At 45.7% G+C, this 23,618-nt stretch carries 22 protein-coding genes and 1 tRNA gene; 8 read left to right on the forward strand and 15 right to left on the reverse strand.

Features of this window, described 5'->3' with window-relative positions; all coding sequences use genetic code 11:
* Positions 1-7 precede the first annotated feature (7 nt).
* From mscK to seqA, 3 genes are read right to left on the reverse strand one after another with little or no spacing between them, the layout of a single operon-like run.
* Positions 8-3,361, reverse strand: a complete 3,354-nt coding sequence (gene mscK / locus P7M01_RS07655) for a mechanosensitive channel MscK (protein WP_317483462.1) — start codon at positions 3,359-3,361, stop codon at positions 8-10.
* Entirely contained in the window at positions 3,361-4,770 is a 1,410-nt protein-coding gene (gene menE / locus P7M01_RS07660) for an o-succinylbenzoate--CoA ligase (RefSeq protein ID WP_317483463.1), read from the reverse strand. The genes mscK and menE overlap by 1 nt, the downstream gene beginning before the upstream one ends.
* A 4-nt stretch (positions 4,771-4,774) precedes the next feature.
* Positions 4,775-5,437 (reverse strand): replication initiation negative regulator SeqA, encoded by a 663-nt coding sequence (gene seqA, locus P7M01_RS07665; RefSeq protein WP_317483464.1) that lies wholly within the window; start codon positions 5,435-5,437, stop codon positions 4,775-4,777.
* A 74-nt stretch (positions 5,438-5,511) separates the two neighbouring features.
* On the opposite strand from seqA, the gene P7M01_RS07670 reads away from it, so the two are divergent.
* From P7M01_RS07670 to fur, 4 genes are all read left to right on the forward strand, one after another.
* Complete coding sequence (locus tag P7M01_RS07670; protein ID WP_317483465.1) at positions 5,512-6,309, forward strand: alpha/beta fold hydrolase; 798 nt, start codon at positions 5,512-5,514, stop codon at positions 6,307-6,309.
* A 116-nt stretch (positions 6,310-6,425) separates the two neighbouring features.
* Positions 6,426-6,716 carry a LexA regulated protein gene (gene ybfE, locus P7M01_RS07675; RefSeq protein ID WP_202935864.1) on the forward strand — a complete coding sequence of 97 codons (291 nt, stop codon included), beginning with the start codon at positions 6,426-6,428 and terminating at the stop codon, positions 6,714-6,716.
* A gap of 9 nt (positions 6,717-6,725) precedes the next feature.
* Positions 6,726-7,250: a flavodoxin FldA gene (fldA, locus tag P7M01_RS07680; RefSeq protein ID WP_202935865.1), complete on the forward strand. Its 525-nt coding sequence runs from the start codon at positions 6,726-6,728 to the stop codon at positions 7,248-7,250.
* 9 nt (positions 7,251-7,259) lie between these two features.
* Positions 7,260-7,694 carry a ferric iron uptake transcriptional regulator gene (gene fur / locus P7M01_RS07685; RefSeq protein WP_202935866.1) on the forward strand — a complete coding sequence of 145 codons (435 nt, stop codon included), beginning with the start codon at positions 7,260-7,262 and terminating at the stop codon, positions 7,692-7,694.
* Positions 7,695-7,752: 58 nt separating this feature from the next.
* On the opposite strand, the gene P7M01_RS07690 is transcribed toward fur, so the two are convergent.
* Positions 7,753-8,727, reverse strand: coding sequence for a sigma 54-interacting transcriptional regulator (locus tag P7M01_RS07690; RefSeq protein WP_317483466.1), 975 nt, complete (start codon positions 8,725-8,727; stop codon positions 7,753-7,755).
* 78 nt (positions 8,728-8,805) lie between these two features.
* A complete protein-coding gene (locus P7M01_RS07695) occupies positions 8,806-9,888 on the reverse strand; it encodes a TIGR01620 family protein (RefSeq protein WP_317483467.1) in 1,083 nt (360 codons plus the stop codon).
* A gap of 162 nt (positions 9,889-10,050) precedes the next feature.
* Here P7M01_RS07695 and fumC point away from each other — a divergent pair, with 162 nt between their 5' ends.
* Together fumC and P7M01_RS07705 are read left to right on the forward strand one after the other, a co-directional pair.
* A complete protein-coding gene (fumC, locus tag P7M01_RS07700) occupies positions 10,051-11,445 on the forward strand; it encodes a class II fumarate hydratase (protein ID WP_202935869.1) in 1,395 nt (464 codons plus the stop codon).
* A 99-nt stretch (positions 11,446-11,544) separates the two neighbouring features.
* Positions 11,545-12,150: a chalcone isomerase family protein gene (locus tag P7M01_RS07705; protein ID WP_202935870.1), complete on the forward strand. Its 606-nt coding sequence runs from the start codon at positions 11,545-11,547 to the stop codon at positions 12,148-12,150.
* 112 nt (positions 12,151-12,262) lie between these two features.
* Here the strand turns inward: P7M01_RS07705 and rarD are convergent, their stop codons facing one another.
* The 4 genes from rarD to lptF all read right to left on the reverse strand — a co-directional run bounded on the left by rarD (position 12,263) and on the right by lptF (position 15,636).
* Complete coding sequence (rarD, locus tag P7M01_RS07710) at positions 12,263-13,141, reverse strand: EamA family transporter RarD (protein WP_317483468.1); 879 nt, start codon at positions 13,139-13,141, stop codon at positions 12,263-12,265.
* A 69-nt stretch (positions 13,142-13,210) separates the two neighbouring features.
* Positions 13,211-13,297, reverse strand: a tRNA-Leu gene (locus tag P7M01_RS07715).
* Between the two features lie 164 nt (positions 13,298-13,461).
* A complete protein-coding gene (lptG, locus tag P7M01_RS07720; protein ID WP_317476134.1) occupies positions 13,462-14,526 on the reverse strand; it encodes an LPS export ABC transporter permease LptG in 1,065 nt (354 codons plus the stop codon).
* A 3-nt stretch (positions 14,527-14,529) separates the two neighbouring features.
* On the reverse strand, positions 14,530-15,636 hold the full coding sequence (gene lptF / locus P7M01_RS07725) for an LPS export ABC transporter permease LptF (protein ID WP_317481531.1): 1,107 nt from the start codon (positions 15,634-15,636) through the stop codon (positions 14,530-14,532).
* A gap of 144 nt (positions 15,637-15,780) precedes the next feature.
* On the opposite strand from lptF, the gene P7M01_RS07730 reads away from it, so the two are divergent.
* Positions 15,781-17,235 carry a leucyl aminopeptidase gene (locus P7M01_RS07730; RefSeq protein WP_317483469.1) on the forward strand — a complete coding sequence of 485 codons (1,455 nt, stop codon included), beginning with the start codon at positions 15,781-15,783 and terminating at the stop codon, positions 17,233-17,235.
* A gap of 107 nt (positions 17,236-17,342) precedes the next feature.
* Here the strand turns inward: P7M01_RS07730 and P7M01_RS07735 are convergent, their stop codons facing one another.
* The 5 genes from P7M01_RS07735 to sstT are packed head-to-tail and all read right to left on the reverse strand — an operon-like array spanning position 17,343 to position 22,100.
* Positions 17,343-17,927: an NAD(P)H-dependent oxidoreductase gene (locus P7M01_RS07735; protein ID WP_317483470.1), complete on the reverse strand. Its 585-nt coding sequence runs from the start codon at positions 17,925-17,927 to the stop codon at positions 17,343-17,345.
* Positions 17,928-17,930: 3 nt separating this feature from the next.
* On the reverse strand, positions 17,931-18,377 hold the full coding sequence (locus P7M01_RS07740; protein ID WP_202935879.1) for an NfeD family protein: 447 nt from the start codon (positions 18,375-18,377) through the stop codon (positions 17,931-17,933).
* A 9-nt stretch (positions 18,378-18,386) separates the two neighbouring features.
* A complete protein-coding gene (locus tag P7M01_RS07745; RefSeq protein WP_202935880.1) occupies positions 18,387-19,304 on the reverse strand; it encodes an SPFH domain-containing protein in 918 nt (305 codons plus the stop codon).
* Positions 19,305-19,351: 47 nt separating this feature from the next.
* Positions 19,352-20,797 carry a molybdate ABC transporter ATP-binding protein ModF gene (gene modF / locus P7M01_RS07750; protein ID WP_317483471.1) on the reverse strand — a complete coding sequence of 482 codons (1,446 nt, stop codon included), beginning with the start codon at positions 20,795-20,797 and terminating at the stop codon, positions 19,352-19,354.
* 58 nt (positions 20,798-20,855) lie between these two features.
* Positions 20,856-22,100 (reverse strand): serine/threonine transporter SstT, encoded by a 1,245-nt coding sequence (sstT, locus tag P7M01_RS07755; RefSeq protein ID WP_317483472.1) that lies wholly within the window; start codon positions 22,098-22,100, stop codon positions 20,856-20,858.
* A 252-nt stretch (positions 22,101-22,352) separates the two neighbouring features.
* Between sstT and P7M01_RS07760 the strand changes: the two genes are divergently transcribed.
* The gene (locus P7M01_RS07760) at positions 22,353-22,790 is read left to right on the forward strand and encodes a LexA family protein (RefSeq protein WP_317476139.1); all 438 of its coding nucleotides are present in this window, start codon (positions 22,353-22,355) and stop codon (positions 22,788-22,790) included.
* 112 nt (positions 22,791-22,902) lie between these two features.
* Here P7M01_RS07760 and P7M01_RS07765 read toward each other — a convergent pair whose 3' ends face one another.
* The gene (locus P7M01_RS07765) at positions 22,903-23,469 is read right to left on the reverse strand and encodes an NlpC/P60 family protein (protein WP_317483473.1); all 567 of its coding nucleotides are present in this window, start codon (positions 23,467-23,469) and stop codon (positions 22,903-22,905) included.
* Positions 23,470-23,618 lie beyond the last annotated feature (149 nt).

Genomic DNA, 23,618 nt, shown 5'->3' on the forward strand with positions numbered 1-23,618 from the left:
ATTCCTTTTATTTTTTTAATTCTACCGTTTCACCGACTTTCAGCTCTTCGTTGGTGGTCAGGTTTTTAATGTAAATATCTAACTGATTGAATGCGATTTCAATATTATTTTCCGTCAGTAATTGGTTAATCCGTCGGTTGAGGTAATCCAGGGTCGGATTACGATCTCCCACATGACCGACATATACCCGCAATTCATGATCCAGCGTACTGGCGCCGAAATTCAGAAAATAAACCACCGGCGCAGGATCTTTCAACACCAATTCACAATCGGCGGCAGCCTGCAGCAACAACTTTTTAGTTAATTCCAAGTCTGCGCCGTATCCCACGCCGACGCGAGCGATAACCCTTGTCACCGTATCGGACAACGCCCAGTTCACCAATCGTTCCGTAACGAAAGACTTATTCGGTACAATCACTTCTTTACCGTCAAAATCCACCAATGTCGTCGCGCGGATACGGATTTTCGATACGGTTCCGCTGAATTCTCCCAGAGTAATAATATCGCCGATCCGAACCGGACGTTCAAATAAAATAATGATACCGGAAACAAAATTCGCGAAAATTTCCTGCATACCGAAGCCCAGCCCGACGGAAAGTGCGGCGAACAGCCATTGCAGTTTGCTCCACGACATGCCCAACGCGCCGAACGCAGAGGTTGCGCCTAATGCGATAATGGCATAGGTAAGCAAGGTTGTAATGGTGTAAGGCGTACCCTGTGACAGTCTGGTATGGGAGAAAACTAAGGTTTCCAGCAAGCCTGAAATATTCCGCACCAATACGTAAGTGACAACCATAATGGCAATGGCGACAAATAAATTCAGCAACGTGATGGATTCCGTTACCGTCGTACCGTTTTCACCTGAAGTGGTCTGTCGCCAAAGGGAAATACTGTCCAAATAATAAGCCGCCGTAACTAAATCCGACCATGCCCAATAAAACATGCCGAATAAGGCGATCCAAAGCAAGAAATCCGCCACCCGCAGCATCTGGGCTTTAATCTCGCTGATGGCGATACTGTCATCGTACTGAATTTCCTGCATATCCGGATTAAGCGAACTGTTGGCTTCCGCAATCACTTTTGCCTGCAACTGTTCTCGTTTTTCCTTCGCGCGACGATATGCCATACGGCGAGCCGCCACCGCAAAACCACGATATACCAGATTACGGATCAGCCACCAGGTCATCACCACGAAATAAGACGAAATCGAGTGCTCGATCAAAACAATCGCCGTGTAATAATATCCCATGGCGGTTAAAACAATCAGCACAACCGGCACGAGCAACAATACCACGCGTAAAATCGGCAGAAAATACTGGCTCATTACCGTTTGTTCTTTCGCCGATTTCTGATAACTCGACACCGCCTGACGGAAGCGCGGCACCATAATTAACAGCACCGTCACCAGCACGATGATCATCGACGCCTGACCGATAACGTCATAACTTAATCCCAAATCAATATGGCTGAAAATCGACACATTCAACAATAATGCAATAATCCATGCCGAGCGTTTCAGCATATTACGGAACGCTTCATTACTTTCTTTCGGCATATTGAAATGGTGGTGTCCGATACCGTTCGGACGCAGCATGCCCAGCATAAAAGCGAAACTCCACCAATAAGCCGCCATTTTCAGCCCCCAAGGCCAAACCGTTGCGGGATCTTTAAAACAAATTCCCGTCACCAGAATAAAGCCGGCCAGAAACAAGAAAGTACTCGGCAAGCTTAATACGGCAACCCAGAAAATCGCTTTCGGCGTATGCCACTGAGTATCCGTGGCATAAACATTAATTTGCTGATTCAATTTGTTTAAACGCTTCTTAATATTTTCTTTTTTACGGCGAATAAGTGCGGTCAAAATCAGCAACAAAGCAATCGCGCCTAATCCCGGTAACAAATTTTCTTTCCAATTGGAAAAATCAAAGTTTTTCTTTAATGCCCGGCGTTGAAAATTCATACTGTCAGGAAAAGATTTAAACCACTCCCAATCCATCACCGAATTACTTTTCACCCAGAAACTTTGCTGTTGCAATTTATTTTGTAACGAATCGCTGATTGCCTGAACCTGCTGCTGGTTTAATTCAATATTAATGGACAAATTCAGTTGATTATTTAATAAACTTAAATAATCCGCCAACAACTTGCGGCGTTCTTCCACCAAATCGACTAACTGCGCGCGATCTTTTGCCGAAAATGTCACTTTTTCCGTTTGTTCTAAATCTTTGATGTATGCATCCGTATCATAAAGTTTGTCGCGGAATTCGGTAATATCGAAGATTTTTACCCGCAAATCGGCGATACGCTTTCCCAGCCCCGAAATCATTTCATCCTGAGGCAACGACTGGCGCTGTTTATTAATAATGCGGGAAAGCACCAACGTGCCTTGCAACGAACTGATCTGTTCTTCGATATTACGCTGAGTTTGTTGCAAATTGCCCAACACATTTTTAATGCGCAAGTTGTCCTGTGACAAACTGTTCATCCGCGTGGTTTCTTCCAGAATGCCTTTACTAATTTGCGTGTTAAAATTCAGCTGCCCCGCAACCACCGGATTGGTGTTGGCTTCCGCGTTCTTTTCCTGATTCTGGGTGGCTTGTTCTACCTGTTCTTTGGAAAGCTGCAGATTCTTTTCATTAATCGCCGATTGCAAAGTATTCAGTTCGCTCTGCAACTGTTGTTGCTGCAAAGTACGTTCTTCCACAATAAGGGAATAAAGCGACGTTAAGCGCGCCGTTCCCTGTAATAACGTTTGATTATAAGTATTTTGCAAATCAAGCAACGTCTGTTCCGCTTCAAGCCGCGTTTTTCTTGACTTTGACAACTTATCGTTAATAAACACCTGATTAATGGCCTGCGCCCGTTTAGCATTTTCCGCTAAAGTTTGTTGGGCGCGTTCCGGCGCGGAACGTTGAGCAACCAAATCGGCGTTCACTTGCGCTAATTCGTCCTGCACATTCTGTAAAGTAATCTGTTTTTGTTCCAGTTGTTGTTGCAATTCTGCTAAAGAATACTTACTTAAATCCGCCGCCGTCGGCAGTTTATCCGCTTTCAGTTTGCTAATATTCGATTGCGAAGCGGAAATGCCTTTATCGGCATTTTCAATATTTTTCACCAACTTAGCGTTTTGTTCCTTCTGCTTGGCAATATCCGCAATAAAACGCTGAGTTTCTTCCAAATCTTTAACCAAATCCTTGGCGGCGTCATCAGTTTGTTCCGCCTGTTTTGCCTTTTCGAGCTGACTTTCAATCTCGCGCGCCGACGGCAGAGCGGAATAAGCCGCATGCGGCCATGCTACGACTAACAAAGCGCTCAATAATAATTGTGTCGCGACACGTCGTGTCCAAATAGCTAACTGCATTATTTCATTCCTAATATTTCATTTAATTTTTGTTTTAATTGAATGCGGGACGGCTTAATTCCGCCTTGCTGCGATATCGTCGTATCGAGCGGGAAATACCGCACCGGCTGTTTAAATTTCTCTAATTTGTCAGCCAAAAAAACATGTAAATTTTTGACCGCACTTTCGCTGAAACGGGTTTTAAATTTTACCATCGCCACGGGACGTTGCCCGAATTCCGCATCATCGATCGGCAAAACAAACGCCTGCTCGACCTGTTCGTGGCGTTGCAGAATCCGCTCGATTTCTTCCGGTTGAATGTTTTCGCCGCCGGAAATGAACATATTATCCAAGCGCCCTAAAACCTGCAAATTTTCGCCGTCCCAACCGCCTTTATCCTTGGTTTGCAGCCAGCCGTCGGAATTGGTCAGCGAAACGAGCTTGCCGTTTAACCAGTAACCTAAGCCCAATCCGGCGCCGCGTAACCGGATTTCATCATTTTCCAACCGAAATTCGCGACCGCACAAAGGCCGGCCGACGCCCGCTTTGCCGTCGCATTTTTTGGCAAATACGGTAGACGCCATTTCCGTCATGCCGTATCCCACATAAGCCTGAATACCAAGTGCGGTCAAATTTTCGGAGATTTTTTCAGGAATATGCGAACCGCCCAATAAAATGTGCCGAATTTTGACCGCACTTTTCATCTCATTCGAAGGGCAATCCGCCAAATATTGCAATAAACGCTGCGCCTGAGTCGGCACTAAAGAGGCATGGCTCGCCTGCGTGAGGCTGCGGTAAAAATCTTCGCCCGGCAACTGTAATTCCGCGCCCTGCAACAGCCAACGCCAGACGATACCCTGCCCGGACACATGGTACAACGGCAGAGAAAGCAACCAAGAGGAATCGCGGGAAAAATCCATTAATTCACAAACGCCCCGCGCATTTTCCAAATGGTTCCGCATAGAATGCAACACCGCTTTCGGCGCGCCGGTAGAACCGGAAGTCAGCGTCATGGTGCAAGCTGAGAACAAGGCATGATCGACGCTATCGAATTCGGCAAAATCAACGTCTTTGACTTCGCTGAAAACCGGTTGCGGCCGGGTAAAATCGATCATCAGACGAATCCCATTCCGGCGGCAAAGTGCGGTACGTTTTTCATCCGAAAATGCCGGATTTAATCCCAAAACCCGCGCATTCAGTTGCAGCGCGGCCAAATAACAACACAACAGCGGAAAACTGTTTTTACCGCACAACGCCACCCCGGATTGCGCCGTCACCCCCTGCGCCGTCAGCGTTTCAGCCGTCCGACGGATTTCATCGGCCAGCTGCACCCAAGTAAAAACTTCGCCCTGCGAAAAATCCCGCAAGGCGATGTGATGTTGATAGCTCGACTCGGCATGAATGCGCCAAGGAAACGGATGGCTTAGCATAAAATCAATTTACAATGAAGTAGCCGCGAATGTCTTCGATCAGCGCCTCGGGCAACTGCATGCCGCGCATCACGCCTTCCAGCATAATCATTTTGCGTCCGCTGTTATTATTCGTAATCACCCAATAAGGCGTGTCCGGGATTTGTTTCGGTTTGGTATGGGTGCCCGCCGCCAATAACGTGGCTTCGTCCCGTGCGAAATAAACCCTTGTGCGGCCTTGCACCTGTTCGCTTTCAATCGCCAGTGAAAAACCTTCGGGATTGGTGCGGTAAAGTGCGGTTAAAATAGACAGAAATCTGACCACGGCTTTGGTTTCTTCCTGAAACGCATCGGATTCAATTACCTGGCGCACTTTATTGACAATGTGCGAAATGAACTGTTCGGGTTGTTTTTTCACCGTTTTTTCGACCACTGTTTTTTCTACTGCCGGTTTTTCTACCGACGGTTCTAAAACGAAGTCATTTTTTACCGCACTTTTCGCTTCCGACACCGGATTTTCCGCCGCGACGGCAGATTCGGCGGCCACCGCGCCCAAGGCGACCGAACTGACGCTGGAAGTCGGCAAATTCAATAAGCGGCGCAGAATATCCGAAGCGCTTTCACCGATAGATTGGGTATGGCTTGCGATAAATTGATAGAGTTCTTCGTCAACTTCGATAATCTTCATTTTTAGCTCTGACTTGAATTAGAAACAATTTTTCCGCATTATAACGTTTTCTTTATGAATTCTCTATCAAAAAAATGACGGCAAAACGACAACTTAATTATCAATTTCAGCCCGCTTCCCGTTCGTCCGGCAATCCGGTTTTAGTTTTTTTACACGGGTTATTCGGCGATATGAATAATCTCGGCGTGATCGCCAAAGCCTTTGCGGAGGATTACGCCATTTTGCGCGCGGATTTGCGCAATCACGGACGGAGTTTTCATGCCGACGAAATGAATTATCCGGCAATGGCGGCGGATGTGATTCGTTTGCTGGAACATTTAAACGTTTCCAACGCCATTCTGATCGGGCATTCCATGGGCGGCAAAACCGCCATGACCGCGGCGGCGCAACGTCCCGATTTAATCTCAAAAATAGCGGTGATCGATATTGCGCCGGTGGATTATAACGTTCTGTATAACGATAACGCCCATGCGAAGGAGTTTCAGGCGCTATTCGCGCTGAAAGCGGCGGATATTCAAACCCGTCAACAGGCGAAAACCGTGTTGGAAAATTACCTGGATTCCGAAGCCACCATCCAGTTTTTATTGAAATCTTTTGATGCCGACGCATCGGAAAAAACGCGCTTTAATTTGACCGCACTTTACACTCATTACAGGCAGATTATGGGCTGGGAAAAGGTGCGTTATACCCAACCCGCCCTGTTTATCAAAGGCGGCGAATCCAATTATATTCTACCGCAATACGGCGATACCATTCTGGCGCAATTCCCGCAGGCGACATCATTCACCATTGCAGGAGCGCACCATTGGGTACATGCGGAAAAGCCCGAGCTTGTCGCCCGCGCAATCACAAAATTTATCCAATCGAATTAATCGAGAGTTGACGGTTTAAATCCCCGGGGAATTATGCTATAGTTCGCCCAACTTTTATATAGTAGAAAATCATTCTCAGCATGAGAATGATTTCTAACAAATCAGCAAATTTACACATGGCAAAACAAGACGCAGATTGTATTACGCTTGATCTGTTTGCGGATGAACGCCGAGTTGGCCGTCCCAGAAGCAATCCGCTGAGCCGGGAACAACAAATCCGGGTGAATAAACGGAATCAGCTGCGCCGGGATAAATCAAGCGGTTTAAAGCGCGTAGAATTAAAATTACACGCTTCGTTAGTTCGGCAGTTAGAAGAATTAGCGTTTAGGCTCGACATTTGCCGGGCGGAATTAATCGAAAACATTTTACAAGATTATTTTCATACTCAAGAAAACAAGAATAAATAGGTAAACAGAATGGCTATTGTTGGTTTATTTTACGGCAGCGATACGGGCAATACGGAAAATATTGCCAAAATGATCCAAAAACAATTAGGCAACGAATTAGTGGATATTCGCGATATCGCCAAAAGCACAAAAGAAGATATCGAAGCTTACGATTTTTTATTATTCGGCATTCCGACCTGGTATTACGGTGAAGCGCAATGCGATTGGGACGATTTCTTCCCGACTCTGGAAGAAATTGATTTCACCGACAAACTGGTAGCAATTTTCGGTTGCGGCGACCAAGAGGATTATGCGGAATATTTCTGCGATGCGATGGGCACTATTCGCGATATCGTCGAAAGCCGCGGTGCGATTATCGTCGGTAATACTTCAACGGAAGGTTATACTTTCGAAGCATCCCGCGCCTTGATCGACGATAAAACTTTCGTCGGATTATGCATTGACGAAGATCGCCAACCCGAACTCACTTCGACGCGCGTCGAAAATTGGGTAAAACAGATTTATGACGAGATGTGCTTAGCAGAACTTGCTTAAGGAGCAATTATGTCGGAAGAAAACATTAAATTATTAAAAAAAGCGGGCTTAAAAATTACTGAGCCGCGCCTGACCATTCTAGCGTTAATGCAATTACACAAAATGCAGCATTTTTCAGCGGAAGACGTGTATAAACTTTTGCTGGAACAAGGGGAAGAAATCGGTCTGGCGACAGTTTACCGCGTACTTAATCAGTTTGATGAAGCGCATATTCTTGTCCGTCATAATTTTGAAGGTAATAAATCCGTTTTCGAATTAGCGCCGCTGGAACACCACGACCATATTATTTGTGTAGATTGCGGTAAAGTCTTTGAATTTAATGATAAAGTCATTGAAGAACGCCAGAAAGAAATCAGCAAAGAACACGGCATTCAGCTGGAATCTCACAGTTTATATATGTACGGAAAATGTGCCGACATTAAAAACTGCGATAAAGATAAATAAACGGCAAACAAGATAAAACTAAAAAAACGTTGAATTCGGATTCAACGTTTTTTTATCGCTATTTACTGATTCCATACTGCTTCAATTTATTAGCTATCGCCGTATGGGAAACGCCTAATCGGGCGGCGAGTTTGCGGGTGCTCGGATAGCGAGCATAAAATTCACGTAACAACCGGCTTTCAAAATTCGCCATAATTTGCTCCAACGACAAATTATCAAATTGCTCAAGGGAAAAGCCGTTTTCAGCGCCAGGCGTAGTCGGCGACAAATTCAAACCGGCAACGGTAAGCCGATTGTTCTCCGCCAATGAACAGGCGCGATACAGGGCGTTATAAAGTTCCCGTACATTGCCTTGCCACTGATAATTCTTCAGATAATCAATAAACGACTGATCAAAGTGCGGTCGAAAAATACCGAGATTTTTGCTGATTTGCGTGACAAACAAATCGGTTAGCGACGCAATATCGTCCTGTCGCGCGTGCAGCGGCGGCAATTCAAGGCTCAGAACGTTCAACCGATGAAACAAATCGTTGCGCACTTTGCCTTGTTCCACATATCGCGCCAACGGAACTTGCGAGGTACAAATCACCCGCACATTCGCATAATGTTCCTGTTCTTCTCCCACCCGACGAAAGGTGCCGTCATTCAGAAAACGCAATAATTTCGCCTGTAACGACAAAGAAAGCTCGGCAACACCGTCCAGCAACACCGTTCCGCCATCGGCGTATTCAAAAAAACCTTGTGTCGTTTTATCGCCTTTCGCCTGACCGAACATTTCGCTTTCCGCGTCTTCGTTGGGCAACCCGGCGCAATTCACCGCAATAAACTTATTATGGCGGCGCTCGCTGTGCTGATGACAAGCTTTCGCCAATAAATCTTTTCCGGTTCCGGTTTCGCCCTGAATTAATAAAGGCGCGTCAAGCAACGCAAATTTCTTTGCTTTTTCCACTAACGCCTTCATTTGCGGACTTTCGGCGATGAAATCGTTAAAACTGATTTCAGTCGGCTGCACGCGTGTCGTATTTTCAGTCATATTGTTTGTCCCGTGACAAAATTGTGCTTTATCATACCGAAAAAAACGGAAACCTAAAAGCGAAACGTCAACTTATCTTTACACGTTTTGTTTTTCCCGGTTTTTAGCGGATTTCAATACTACATTTTTCAGACCGCTTAACAATTCCCGATGAATATGGCTTAAGCGCGGCTTATCTTCCTTATTGAAGGCCAACGGACGGCAAAACTCCATAGTTTTCAACCCTAATCGCGCCGTCAGCAAACCTACGCCCAAGCCTTGTCCGATGCGGCCGGAAAGCTTGGCGGTAATGTCCTGCGACAACCAATCCAAACCGATATCCTGCACCAATTCCGTTGCACCGGTGAAAGCCATATTGATGAGCACCATGCGCATTAAACGCAAGCGGCTCCAATAACCTAATTCAATGCCGTAAATATTGGCGATACGATTGATTAACCGCGTATTACGCCAAGCCAGAAACAGCATATCCACCACCGCCAGCGGGCTGACCGCCACCACAATACCGCTTTCGACGGCGCTTCGGGTAATCAGTTTTTTCGCTTTTTTATCAATCGGATACAATACGTTTTTGGTGAACAGTTCTCCCACTTCGCGCGCCGTCAAGCCGTCGTTCAATTGCTTCCGCCACAACTCAACAGCAGGATGTTGCTCATCCATATCCAGCGAAGAGGCGATTTTCTCACATAATTCTTTGGCTTTATCCGCATCAAAATCTTCTTTAAATTCGACCGCACTTTCAGCCCGTAAAGCCAGATGCCGGCGTAATTTACGCAAGCGTAAAAATTCCTTGCCAAGCGCCGTCAAACCTAATCCGACGACAGAACAACCGACAACGGAAAAAGCAAAATAAATCCACTGATTCGCCCGCCAGCTATCGATCAACCATTGCACCGATTGCGCCACCGTCGCGCCCAAAAACAATATAACGACGGCGATCACCGCTCGTTTCCACCAGCGGGATTTTGGTCGTATCGCCCGTTCGAATTGTGCGGTCAGCAATTCGCCTTCCAGCGCCTCGCTTTCTTCGTTTTTCTCATCAAGTGCGGTCAAATCCGGCGTAATTTCTGCCGTTGCGGAAAACTCACGCTTTGCTTGAAAAGCCTCTTCTTCATTACCTGCATGATTTTCCGCATGATTAAAAACACGTTTATCGTTCATTTTTTTCTCCTGTTTTCGTGATTTTAGCGAAAAAATTATCGGTGCTCCGATTTAATGATCTAAATCACAAAAACTGTAATTCGTTCTATCCGACCTAACTATGAAGTGTTAGAATTCGTGCAATGTATTTTACTTTAACACAATAATAAATAGGTGATTATTATGACATTTCGTATTGAAAAAGACACTATGGGCGAAGTTCAAGTTCCTGCGGATAAATATTGGGCGGCGCAAACCGAACGTTCACGCAACAACTTTAAAATCGGCCCTGCAGCGTCCATGCCACACGAAATCATCGAAGCATTCGGCTACTTGAAAAAAGCGGCCGCTTATGCCAACACGGATTTAGGCGTATTGCCGGTTGAAAAACGCGATTTAATCGCACAAGCCTGCGATGAAATCCTGGCGCATAAATTAGACGATCAATTCCCGTTGGTTATCTGGCAAACCGGTTCAGGTACGCAATCCAACATGAACCTGAACGAAGTTATCGCTAATCGCGCACATGTGCTTAACGGCGGTAAATTAGGCGAAAAATCCATCATCCACCCAAATGACGATGTAAACAAATCTCAATCCTCAAACGATACTTACCCGACGGCTATGCACATTGCGGCATATAAAAAAGTCGTTGAAGCGACCATTCCCGCTATCGAACGTTTACAAAAAACCTTAGCGGCGAAATCCGAAGAATTTAAAGACGTGGTGAAAATCGGTCGTACTCACTTAATGGACGCCACTCCATTAACATTAGGCCAGGAATTCAGTGGTTATGCGGCGCAATTACACTTCGGTTTAATCGCCATTAAAAACACGTTACCGCACTTACGTCAATTGGCATTGGGCGGTACGGCGGTCGGTACCGGCTTGAATACGCCTAAAGGTTATGACGTAAAAGTAGCGGAATACATCGCTCAATTCACAGGACTTCCGTTCATTACCGCCGAAAACAAATTCGAAGCGTTAGCAACGCATGATGCCATCGTTGAAACTCACGGCGCACTGAAACAGGTCGCTATGTCATTATTCAAAATCGCCAACGACATTCGTTTATTGGCATCCGGTCCGCGTTCGGGCATCGGGGAAATCTTAATCCCTGAAAACGAACCGGGTTCGTCCATCATGCCGGGTAAAGTGAATCCGACTCAATGCGAAGCCATGACAATGGTTGCGGCGCAAGTATTAGGTAACGATACGACTATTTCGTTTGCCGGCTCTCAAGGTCACTTCGAATTGAACGTATTCAAACCGGTAATGGCGGCAAACTTCTTGCAATCCGCACAATTAATCGCAGATGTTTGTATCTCATTCGACGAACACTGTGCAAGCGGTATCAAACCGAATACTCCGCGCATTAAGCACTTGCTTGAAAGCTCATTAATGTTAGTGACCGCGTTAAACACTCACATCGGTTATGAAAATGCGGCGAAAATTGCAAAAACTGCGCACAAAAACGGCACTACATTACGCGAAGAGGCCATTAACTTAGGTTTGGTATCAGCCGAAGACTTCGATAAATGGGTTCGTCCGGAAGACATGGTCGGCAGCTTAAAATAAGCAGTAAATATAAATAAAAATTGCAAGGCGACGGAAGTCGCCTTTTTTTTCTGGCTAGAGTTGGTATAATTTTGCCAATTCGTTTATGTTGGACGCTTTATGAAATTGAAATCACTCTTTATCGCCATTTTATGCTTAATTCCTACCGCACTTTCGGCGAATTGGCTGCCTGTGGGCAAAGCAGATTATAACTGGGGCCCGTTCCACGTTTATACCATATCGTTATTTACGGAAAACGGTCATTATAAAGAAAATCAAACTCCGGTTATGCTCTCTTTTGACTTTGGTAAGCCCGTCGAAGGTAAAAATTTTGCCATTATTCTGATCAAAGAAATGGCGGCGCTTGATGTCGATCCCAAACAGTCTGAAAGCTGGCTTGCTCAGCTACAACAAACCTTACCGGATTTATCGCCTAATGATCGTTTGAATTATATTGCCTTACCTGATACAGGTTATTTCATTGTGAACGATCAAGTGTTGGAACAACAGTTTGATAAAGCCTTTAATCAGGCTTTTATCGACATCTGGTTATCGGGCAAAACGAATTTTGCGGCGTTAAAAAATCAACTTATCGGTAAAGAAAAATCCACTGCGACGGAAATTCATCATAAAGAACCGCCTAAAGTGCCGATGATGGAAGATGACGCTAATCCGCAAATTCCGCCGACTTACGAATTACAACAGGAACGAATCCCGGAAATTTAAATTTCATTTCATCAAAGTATTCCTCAAAAAATAAAAGAGTTGATTTAATCAACTCTTTTTTATCATCCGGATTCCAACACTCCGTTTTTCCCTCAATAGATATGATCAAACCCTATGAAAATGCCGTTATTTTAGTTTTAGCCATACCGTCTGATATCAGCAAGAATACCGCAACACATAAACAGCCCATTAAAATATAAGAATCCTGCTCTAAACGTTCGCCGATTAGAAAGGAAACCACTAACATTGTAAAAGGCTCCAAATAACCCAACAATCCTAAAATATTAATGGGAATTCGTTGACTTGCCATGATATAAGCGATAAACGCAATACCGCCCACCAATCCCAATAATGCCAACCATTCATAAGCGAAAGGATTTTGTTGCAGAACCCAAGACATCTCCACCTGTGCGGCAAAATAGACAGAAATCGGAATCATCAATAACATCTCAAGCAAAAAGCTGGAAAGATGCAAAATATTAAAATGCTTACGCACTGCGAAATAAACGGGATAACCTACGCAAACAAAAGCCGTTTCCCACGAAAACACACCGGTTATCCAGATCTTACTGAAAACGCCTAATGCGGCAAAAATAACAGCGACGCCTTTAACTCGACTCATTCGTTCACGGAACGCAAAACGCCCCATTAACACCATTACCAGCGGCATCAGTAAATAACCGATAGAAACCTCAATCGCTTTGCCATTCACCGGCGCCCATAAAAACAGCCACATTTGCGCGCCGATATTCAAACTATTAAACAAAAGAATAACAATGAGATAAGGTTCGTGCATTAAACGGGTTAAAAAAGCCAGAAACTCTTGCTGTTGTTTCAATAGAAAAACAGCGGCAATCACGAAAGGAACGGTAACCAACGTTCGCCATCCGAAAAGCCCGGCACCTTGAATCGGATATAAAACCGTTGAAAGAAAATAGACCACACCAAAAAGCAAAGAAGCGAAAACAGACAGTAAAACACCTTTTAGCATACGGAATCAACCAGAAAAGAGATAAGAAAAAAGCCACTATTACAGTGGCTTTGGAATGATATTTATCGGTGGTGCCTAGGGTCGGACTCGAACCGACACACCCGCAAAGGCGGCGGATTTTGAATCCGCTGCGTCTACCAATTTCGCCACCCAGGCTTCACTGATAAACATCATCTGGTTTGTGTGCTGTGCATTATACGGGTATTCACCGGGCTTGCAAGCAGAAATTTTTATTTTTTATTCGTTCGCTGTAAAATTCGCCAAATTTTGACCGCACTTATCATATAACGACAAAAGTGCGGGCAAATTTTGAGCCATTTTTAATCCCGTTTACGGCTGAGCAACCACCAGGTAATAATCAAGAAAAGGACGCTCGGCATTAGCGCGCCGGCAATAGGCGCCACATTATAAACCAAACTTAACGGCCCAAAAATCTCATTGATCACATAAAACAGGAAGCCGAAACAAATCCCCGTCACAATGCGAGCGCCTGCCGTGACGCTACGTAACGGCCCAAAAATAAACGACAACGCTAACATCATCATCACGCCCACCGAAATCGGTTGAAACAATTTCCGCCAATAGGTCAGCTCGAACTTTTTGCTGTCCTGTCCCGTTTGGTGCAAAAACGCGATATATTCCGACAAACCGGAAATAGAAAGCGAAGTCGGCCGCAAAGATACAATGCCTAATTTGTCCGGCGTTAAAGAAGTCTGCCATTCCTGCGAAATATAATTTTTCGTGGAAATTTGATCCGGCTTAATATCGGACACATTCAACTGCTGCAACTGCCATTTTCCGTTCTCGTAAGTCGCGCTATTGGCGTGGCTGAGGCGTTGTAACTGGCGATTATCGAAATGGTAGATGTATACGTCTTTCAGATTGGCATCTTCACGCACTTGGCGAACAAAAATAAAATCATTGCCGTCTTTCGCCCACACGCTGTTTTTCACGGACATTAAAGAACCGCCCGAAATGGCTTTCGCACGCATATCGCGGGCGTATTGTTCCGTTTGCGGAATCCCCCACTCGCCAATTACCATGGTAATCAGCACCAAGGGAATAGCGGTTTTCATGACGGCAATGCCAATTTTCAGTCGAGAAAATCCGGCCGACTGCATCACGATTAATTCGCTGCGGCTTGCCAGATTCCCCAACGCAATCAACGCGCCGAGCAACGCCGCCATCGGGAAAAAGGTTTCAACATCCTTCGGTATGGTTAAAACCGTGAAAAGCACCGCCTGCAAGCTGTCGTAAGTGCCTTTTCCTACCGAACGGAATTGTTCCACGAATTTAATAATGGCGGACAATCCAACCAAAGTCAGCAAAGTGGCAAAAATCGTCCCTAAAATGCTTTTGCCGATATAACGTTCCAATGTATTCATAGGCTACTTCCCTGCCGTCGCTTCGCTGCCAAACATATTGCGAACTTTGTACATAAACGAGCTTTCCCAGCTATTAAGCAAAATCCCCAGCAATAAAAACGCCACATTCACCAACGGCATAAAAAAAGCGGCATCCAGTTTTCCCGCCGCGCCGGCCGATTTCAGCGAACTCTGTGCTAAAAAATAGATTAAATACAGCAACAGCGCCGGCAACATTTTAGCAAAACGTCCCTGCCGAGGGTTTACGCGGCTCATCGGCACGGCGATCAACGCCATTAAAGGCACCGCCAGAATTAAGGTTAAACGCCAATGTAATTCGGTTTTGGCCGCCGGCGTATTTAATTGAGTTAACGTATTGAAATCCAATACTTCCGCTTCATTTTCCGTCGCTTCGGCGGACTGATGCCCCAAATAAGCCTGATATTCTTCAAAACGGGTAATCCGGAAATCCGGTAACGCGGCAGAACCTTCAAATCGCTGACTATTTTCCAAGCTCAAAATTTGATCACCGTTCGGTAAGGATTTAAGTTCGCCTTTTTCCGCCGTCACAACCGACGGTTTGGCGCTCCCCTTCTGGCGGGTTTGGAACAAGTATACGTCATTGATTTGATTATCTTTTATCTTATTGATAAATAACACAAAATCGTTATTATTCGACATCATAAACTGTCCCGCTGATAACGCCGCCATACGCGGATTCGCTTTTGCATCTTCGACGATTTCCGTTTGTTTCTGAATTGCCCAGGGAGACAGCCATAATGCGTTATAAGCGGCAAGTATGGCGGTAAAAAACGAAAGCAATAAAACCACGCGCACTAAAATCCGCTGTCCCACGCCGCATGCGCGCATAACGGTGATTTCGCTCTCCGCATATAACCGGCCGAACGTCAATAAAATCGCGATAAACAAACATAACGGCAACATCAGCTGCGCCATGGTCGGCATTCCTAGTCCCAGCAGGGAAAAAACAAGATCCGCCGGCACATTTCCGTTAGCCGCCGAACCCAATACGCGAACAAGTTGCTGGCTGAAGAAAATTAAAAGCAAAATGAACAAAATCGCCACCTGGCTTTTGAACACTTCCCGGGTTAAATATCTGGTTAAAATCACGTTATCTTTTTTTCCGCTTGCAATTTATTGAAATTTCGTTAATCCTACGACCGCACATCGGCTATGAAGTTCCTTCACGAGGCGCTATAGGATTTGACCGCATATCATAGCCTATTTTCACCTTTAAAAACAGTAGGAAGAAAAATGAAATACTCAGCAAATTCAACCGCACTTTCGCAGGCGAATGCCGTTTTTGTCGCCGTTTTTGAAGACGGCACATTGTCACCGAGCGCACAACAATTGGATACCCGAAACGAAATTTCCGACTTAATCAAAAGCGGTGATATTTCGGGCAAAATCGACGAAATCACCGCATTTCGCCGACAAAATCAACACATTATCGTGGTAGGCGCCGGCAAACCGGGTGAAATCAACGAGCGTCAATTCAAACAAATCAGTCAAAAAGCGTTTCAAGCCGTTAAAGCCACCTCCGCTCAAACCCTTGTCAACGCTTTAACGGAAGTGTCGATTAAAGATCGCGATCTGTATTGGAACGTCCGCTTCGGATTAGAAGCCATTGCGACGGAAAGTTACGTTTTCGACCGATTTAAAAGCAAAAAAACCGATCCAATCAAATTGCAGAACGTAATTTTTCATACCGACGACAAACAGGCGCAGCTTGCCGTTCAACATGCCGTCGCCATCGCCTTAGGGGTAAAATCGGCGCGCGATCTTGCAAACTGCCCGCCGAACGTCTGTAACCCGAGTTATTTAGCGGCGCAGGCAAAAACGTTGGAAAAACGTACCGCACTTTTAACCGTCGCCGTGCTGGGTGAAAAAGAAATGGCGGAATTGGGCATGCACGCTTACCTTGGCGTTTCGCAAGGTTCAAAAAATGAAGCGCAGCTTGCTGTGATGACATATAAAAATCATCCGAATCCTCACGCCAAACCCATCGTTTTGGTCGGAAAAGGATTAACCTTCGATGCCGGCGGCATTTCGCTGAAACCCGCCGCGGATATGGATGAAATGAAATACGATATGTGCGGCGCGGCGTCGATTTTCGGTGTAATGAACGCTCTGGTGGAATTACAGCTGCCGCTGAATGTGATTGGCGTTATGGCGGGTTGTGAAAATCTGCCGGACGGCAACGCCTATCGTCCCGGTGATATTTTAACCGCCATGAACGGATTAACCGTCGAAGTGCTGAATACCGACGCGGAAGGCCGTTTGGTGTTATGCGATACTCTCACTTACGTGGAGCGCTTCGAGCCCGAATGCGTGATCGATGTGGCGACGTTAACCGGCGCTTGCGTCGTGGCGTTGGGACAGCACAACAGCGGCCTGATTGCCACCGACGATGCGCTTGCCGAACAACTGTTGCAAGCTTCGCAGCAAACGCAGGATAAAGCCTGGCGTTTGCCTTTAAGCGAGGAATATCAGGAACAACTGAAATCCCCTTTTGCGGATCTTGCCAATATCGGCGGACGTTGGGGCGGCGCCATTACCGCGGGTGCATTCCTGTCGAATTTCACCAAAAAATACCGTTGGGCGCATTTGGACATCGCGGGAACCGCGTGGTTGCAAGGCGCCAATAAAGGCGCGACGGGCCGTCCGGTCGGATTATTAACGCAATTCCTGATTAATCAATGCCGCTAACCGAAAGGACGCCATCGGCGCCCTTTCATCTTCGTTTAACATAGACAAAAGTGCGGGCAAAAAAACGTTTATTTTTTTGCCCGCACTTTTCAGCTGTTCGTCTTATTTTAGCCTATCTGCGACAAACCGTTACGCGTTTTTTCCGCCGTTTCGTCCAACATTGCGCGGCGGGCGGCGTCATCAATCAAATACAGACTACCGAATAAAATATGCTGAATATCCATGATTCCGCAGAAATTAAACAAACCGTTCACCAAACACACGTCTAAACCCTGCGCATAGCCGTTTTCCCGATAAGTTTGCGCATTACTGCCCAGATTAATGAACTGTTGCATTTTCTTGCCGCGCAACAATCCTACAGACCCCGTTTCGTCGGTTTGATAAGCGAAGCCGTGGGTTAATACGCGATCGAGATAACCTTTCAGGATAGCGGGAAAGCCCATCCACCATAACGGATAAATCAAGGTGATTAAATCCGCCCGGCGAATATATTGCTGCTCCTGCAGAATATCGGGCGGGATGCTGCCTTTCAGTTCGTGCAAAGGCAGCACGGGATTAAAATTCATCTCGTATAAATCTCTTACAATCACTTCAGCACCTTGCTGCGCGCTGACATCGGCCACGCGCGCAACCATCGCGTTGGTAAAACTGTCGGGATTAGGATGGGCAAAAATAATAAGATGTGTCGCCATAATTTAAATCTTTTTCACAATTAATGTAATGCCTTGCACCGCAAGGACTTCAACGGTATCGCCGATATTAAGCCCGGCGCCCTGAATCCGCCAGGTAGTGTCGCCGAAACGTCCGCGCCCGATACCGTTATCGCCCATTTCCTGCACCACGCCGCGACTTGCCAGCATCGCGTGATTCCGCTGATTAAGCACGGAATGCTTTTCATCCGCCTGATCCCGTCCGTGCTGATATTTCCACCACATAATGCTGAAAATCGTGGCTAGCACGGCATAAATAATGCCCAATAGCGGCAACGTCAGCGCGGTGACGAACGCCATCAGCCCCGCCACCACGACGGCCGCCAGCCCCCACCAAAGCAAAAAAATGCCCGGAATGAGAATTTCGGCAATCAGTAGCACAAAGCCTAAAATCAGCCAGTGCCAAGCCGTCCAGGTCGTTAACCATTCCATCTTTTTTCCTTATTTTTTATCGCCTTTCAATAATTCTGCGACACCCGCCACAGAACCGATTAAATTACCCGCTTCCAACGGCATTAATACTACTTTGCTGTTATTGGCGCCGCCGATGTCTTTCAAGGCTTCGGTATATTTCTGAGCGATAAAGTAATTAATTGCCTTGGTATCACCGTTGGCTATGGCCTCAGACACCATTTGGGTTGCTTTGGCTTCCGCCTGAGCCGCGCGCTCGCGGGCTTCCGCCTGCAAAATGGCCTCTTGCTTTTCCCCTTCCGCGCGCAAAATACGGGATTGTTTTTCCCCTTCCGCACGCAGAATTTGAGCCTGACGCACCCCTTCCGCTTCCAGAATTTCCGCCCGTTTGTTTCGTTCGGCTTTCATTTGCGCATTCATGGCCTCGCTTAATTCACGCGGCGGACGCACGTCTCGGATTTCAATTCGCGTCACTTTCACGCCCCACGGATTGGTCGCTTCATCGACGATAGATAACAAACGACCGTTAATGCTGTCGCGCTGGGAAAGCATTTCGTCCAGTTCCATGCCCCCTAAAACGGTACGAATATTGGTCATCACCAAATTGATAATCGCCTGTTCCAAATGATTCACTTCATAGGCGGCGCTGCGCGCGTCAATCACTTGCACGAAACACACCGCATCAATGGAAACATTGGCATTATCTTTTGAAATCACTTCCTGAGACGGAATATCCAGCACCTGCTCCATCATATTGATTTTGCGTCCCACGCGATCCACAAAAGGCACCACGAAATTCAAACCGGGCGTAAGGGTTTTAATATAACGTCCGAAACGTTCGATCGTCCAGTGATAGCCTTGCGGCACCGCTTTAATGGTGGAAAACAGAACGACAAACACCAAAATGACAAACACAATCGCGGCGGGGTAAAGATCAAAAATATCCATAATCCGTTCCTTTTATAAATAAAAAATACCTAAAAAACTATAACAAATCAGACCGCACTTTGTACATATTTATAACCGTCGCGGTCCGGCACAAATTCAAAGATATCGGTGATACAATTCGGCGCGTCCTGATCCTGATGAGAAACGAACAATAATTGAGTTTTGCTGTTGCTCACAAGTTGTTCGATAAAACTTTTCACCAGCTTACGGTTTACGCCGTCCAAACCCTGCAGCGGCTCATCCAGAATCAATACCGGCGGATGCTTCACCATCGCGCGGGTAATTAACAGCAACCGCTGCTGCCCCCAGGACAACGAGCGAAACGGTTTTTTCGCCAACGCGCTTAAATTCAGGCGGGACAACCACTGCAAGGCTTTTACCCGTAATGCGTCGGGCGTCTGTTGATAAACGCCGATACTGTCAAAAAAGCCCGAAATAATAACGTCCGACACGGAGCAATTGACACGATAATCCATATGTAACTGGCTGCTGACATAACCGATTTTAGATTTAATGTCCCAAACGGTTTCGCCGCTGCCGCGTTGACGACCGAACAGCACCACATGATTACTGAACGCTTGCGGATGATCGCCGGTAATCAGCGACAGCAAGGTTGATTTTCCCGCGCCGTTCGGCCCTTTAATCCACCAATGTTGTTTTGGCTCAACCCGCCACGAAAGATTATTCAGAATCACATTATCGCCGTAACGAACCGTCACATTGCGTAAATCAAAGTGCGGGCGATTTTCCGGTAGTTTTTGTAACGGTGCCGCCGCTTCCGGTAACGCCGCATCCACCGCATTTTCCGCATAAGCCAGCTGCTGAAAAATACTTTGCCCTTCAATTTCCTCTCGTTCGCCCTGCAGGATCAATTCGAGATTTTCCAAAACGGCAATTTTCTTCGCCGCCTTCGGAATATCGCCGAAACGATTGACAATCAGCACTAACGCCATTTTTTCCGCCAACCGCTCAAGCAGCCGAACCCAATCCTGTACGGACTGCTTATCCAGCCCTTCGAAAGGTTCGTCTAAAATCAACACATCCGGCTCGCTCACCAATGCCTGCGCCAGCAACACTTTACGGCTTTCGCCGGTAGAAAGCTGCATAAACGGACGTTCCAGCAATTGTTCGATATGCAAACTTCCGGCATATTCTTCGCACAAGGCGTTTTTATCCGAACCGTTTAAAATCATCTGACGCGCGGTTTTACCGAAATCGTCAGGACTCACCATATCGTTATTTCGATCCTTAAAAGTTTGCTCTAAAATCTGCTGTTGCTTTTCAAAGGAAAGCAAATGAACGTGTTGAAAACTATTGTGACGCTCACCCGAATAAAGCGGCAAAGCGCCTTCCAACGCCAATGAAAATGCGGTTTTACCGCTGCCGTTGCTGCCCACGATCACCCAATAATCGCGCGGGAAAATCTCAAAGTGCGGTAAAATTAAGAAACGATTTTGCCGTAGCTTGAATCGTGCATTTTCGAAATTAAGCATGTCATTTCTCCGAATACAAAAAAAGCGGATAAAAAATCCGCTTTTTCAATCAATAGAATTATGCGTTATTTTTACGTTCTTCCGCCATACAGACCGCTGCCGTAAATAATACGTCGGTGGACGAATTGAGTGCGGTTTCCGTTGAATCCTGCAATACGCCGATAACGAAACCTACCGCAATCACCTGCGCCGCCACATCACCGGGAATACCGAACAAGCTACAGGCCAACGGAATTAACAAAAGCGAACCGCCGGCAACACCCGAAGCGCCACACGCACATACGGCCGATACAACGCTTAATAAAATCGCTGTCCAAATAGATACCGGAATACCTAATGTTTGTACCGCCGCTAAAGTCAATACCGTAATGGTAATTGCCGCGCCCGCCATATTGATTGTCGCGCCTAGCGGAATAGAAACGGAATAAGTTTCTTCATCCAAACCCAATTCTTCGGCAAGATCGATATTCACCGGAATATTTGCTGCCGAACTGCGGGTAAAGAATGCGGTTAAACCGCTCACACTGATACATTTCCACACTAACGGATACGGATTGCGGCGAATTTTCCAATAAACGATAATCGGATTAACTACAAATGCTACAAAGAACATAGAACCAAGCAACACAAGCAGTAAATGTCCATAATTCCAAAGCGCGCTTAATCCTTTGTCGGCAAGCGTTGCAGCAACTAAGCCGAAGATACCGAACGGCGCAAGGCTAATGACCAAATGCACAATCTTCGATACGGCTTCGGCGAAATCATTCATAACATTTTTCGTGCCTTCCGCAGCGTGACGTAATGCAATGCCTAAAGCGATGGCCCAAGTTAAAATACCGATAAAGTTACTGGTTGCCAATGCTTCAACCGGATTGGCAAAAATATTTGAAATAACCACGACAAAGACTTCCGAAACGCTACTCGGCGGCGATAACGAATCCGCCGTGATGGTTAACGGAATATGCATCGGGAAGGCAAAGCTTGCTAAAACGGCCACAATGGAAGCACCGAAGGTACCGAGGACATAAAGCACCACAATATCTTTCATATTGCTTTTGGAGCCCACTTTCTTATTCGCAATGGCCGCAATCACCAAAACGAAAATTAAAATCGGCGCAACGGCACGCAGACCTTTAACGAATAAAGAACCTAAAATACCGACTTTTTCAGCAAGATTAAATTTAAGAACCGGTTCCAGATCTGGACTGATTAATGCCGTAATTACACCAAGAATTAACCCGACTATAATACGTTTCACCAAACTGCCATGAAAAAAGAGAGAAATAAAACGTGAAGTATTCATAATAAAGCATAAAGTTATGCAAGCGTTTGCCTGCCAGTTAAACACAAGGATCCCGCGATCCGATAAAGCACACTAAAGATAACGGAAAATCCAGCGGTTGGAAACAAAAAATTAAGATTTTCTAACATTCAATGCTCGCCGGTTAAAAAAGATCTAAAAACACTGTTGACAACCTGTTTAAGAAAACAGTAACATACACCTGTAAATTAAATCACCCTGATTTTATTTTTAGTATCCCTAAGGAGATCCGTCATGAACTATGCGATTCAGGCTCAAAACGATTTTTCTTATCAACCTATGCCGTTTTTCGAAGATCATGCAATGACGTCAAATTACAGCCGAAAACTGGATCTGAATTTATATTGCATCAAACGTCCGCAACAAACCTGTTTTATTCGCGTAACCAATCCCGATATGCTGGCATGGGGAATCGAACAAGGCGATATGTTGGTGGTCGAAAAAAGCGAATCATTGACGGTCGGCGATCTGGTTGTCATTGAAAACCGGAATAAAATGGACATCTACGAATTCGTCACCCACAACAACGGCGAATTTGTCTTGTTTTCACTTAGTGCCAAAGCGGCCAATATCAAAACCCATAACTTAACGGATTTAAATATCGTTGGCGTGGTAACCAATACGATTCATCAAGTCAAACCTCGTCGCGACACCATGAAATTCGTGGCATAACCATTCTATTAACCGAGTACCAATTAATTCGGTGCGACACCATGTAAAAGTGCGGTCAAAATATTCAATATTTTGACCGCACTTTATACACAACAAGCTTCAACGTTAAGTGTTATAGAATCCGACGAGATTGGGTGTAGGTTCTTGCCCAATAATTTTCATCCAATGAACTGATTGTGACACCCTGGCTTGAGCTGGCATGCATAAATTTATTATTTCCTATATACACGCCTACGTGAGAATTACCGCGGAAGAAAACCAAATCGCCTTGTTTGAGTTGATGTTTTTGAATACGTTGTCCTAAAGAACGTTGTTCTGAAGTCGAACGCGGCAAATTCACGCCGAAGGCAGTGGCAAATGCCGTTTGCATAAATGCCGAACAATCAATGCCGCCGCGTCCCGTACCGCCCAAACGATAACGCGTTCCCACCCATTTGTTATAAACTTGGGCGAGTCTTTGTGCGCTTTGCGCCGGAGAAACGGTTGAATATTGACGAACGTATTGGTTAGAAAGGGATGATTGGTACGGACGGTTTGTTTTCAACTGACCAATAAAAGAGGTTAATTCCGCATCATTTCTTTCATCAACTGACGGATAAGCCGCCGTATCCAATCTGGAAGACGACGAACAAGCCGCTAAAAATAATGCACCGGTGATAACTAACAGTTTCTTTAACATGAGTAAAAAAGAAGAATATTTTGAATAAATACGAATAAAGCGGTAGGACTATACCAAATACATCTAACCATTGCCAGCTTTTATTCCGTTTTTTATCATATTTTGTGAGATAAATCACATTTTTTATAATTAAACAAATATAAGTAAAC

The organism is Exercitatus varius, from assembly GCF_029577735.1.
Lineage (GTDB): Bacteria > Pseudomonadota > Gammaproteobacteria > Enterobacterales > Pasteurellaceae > Exercitatus > Exercitatus varius.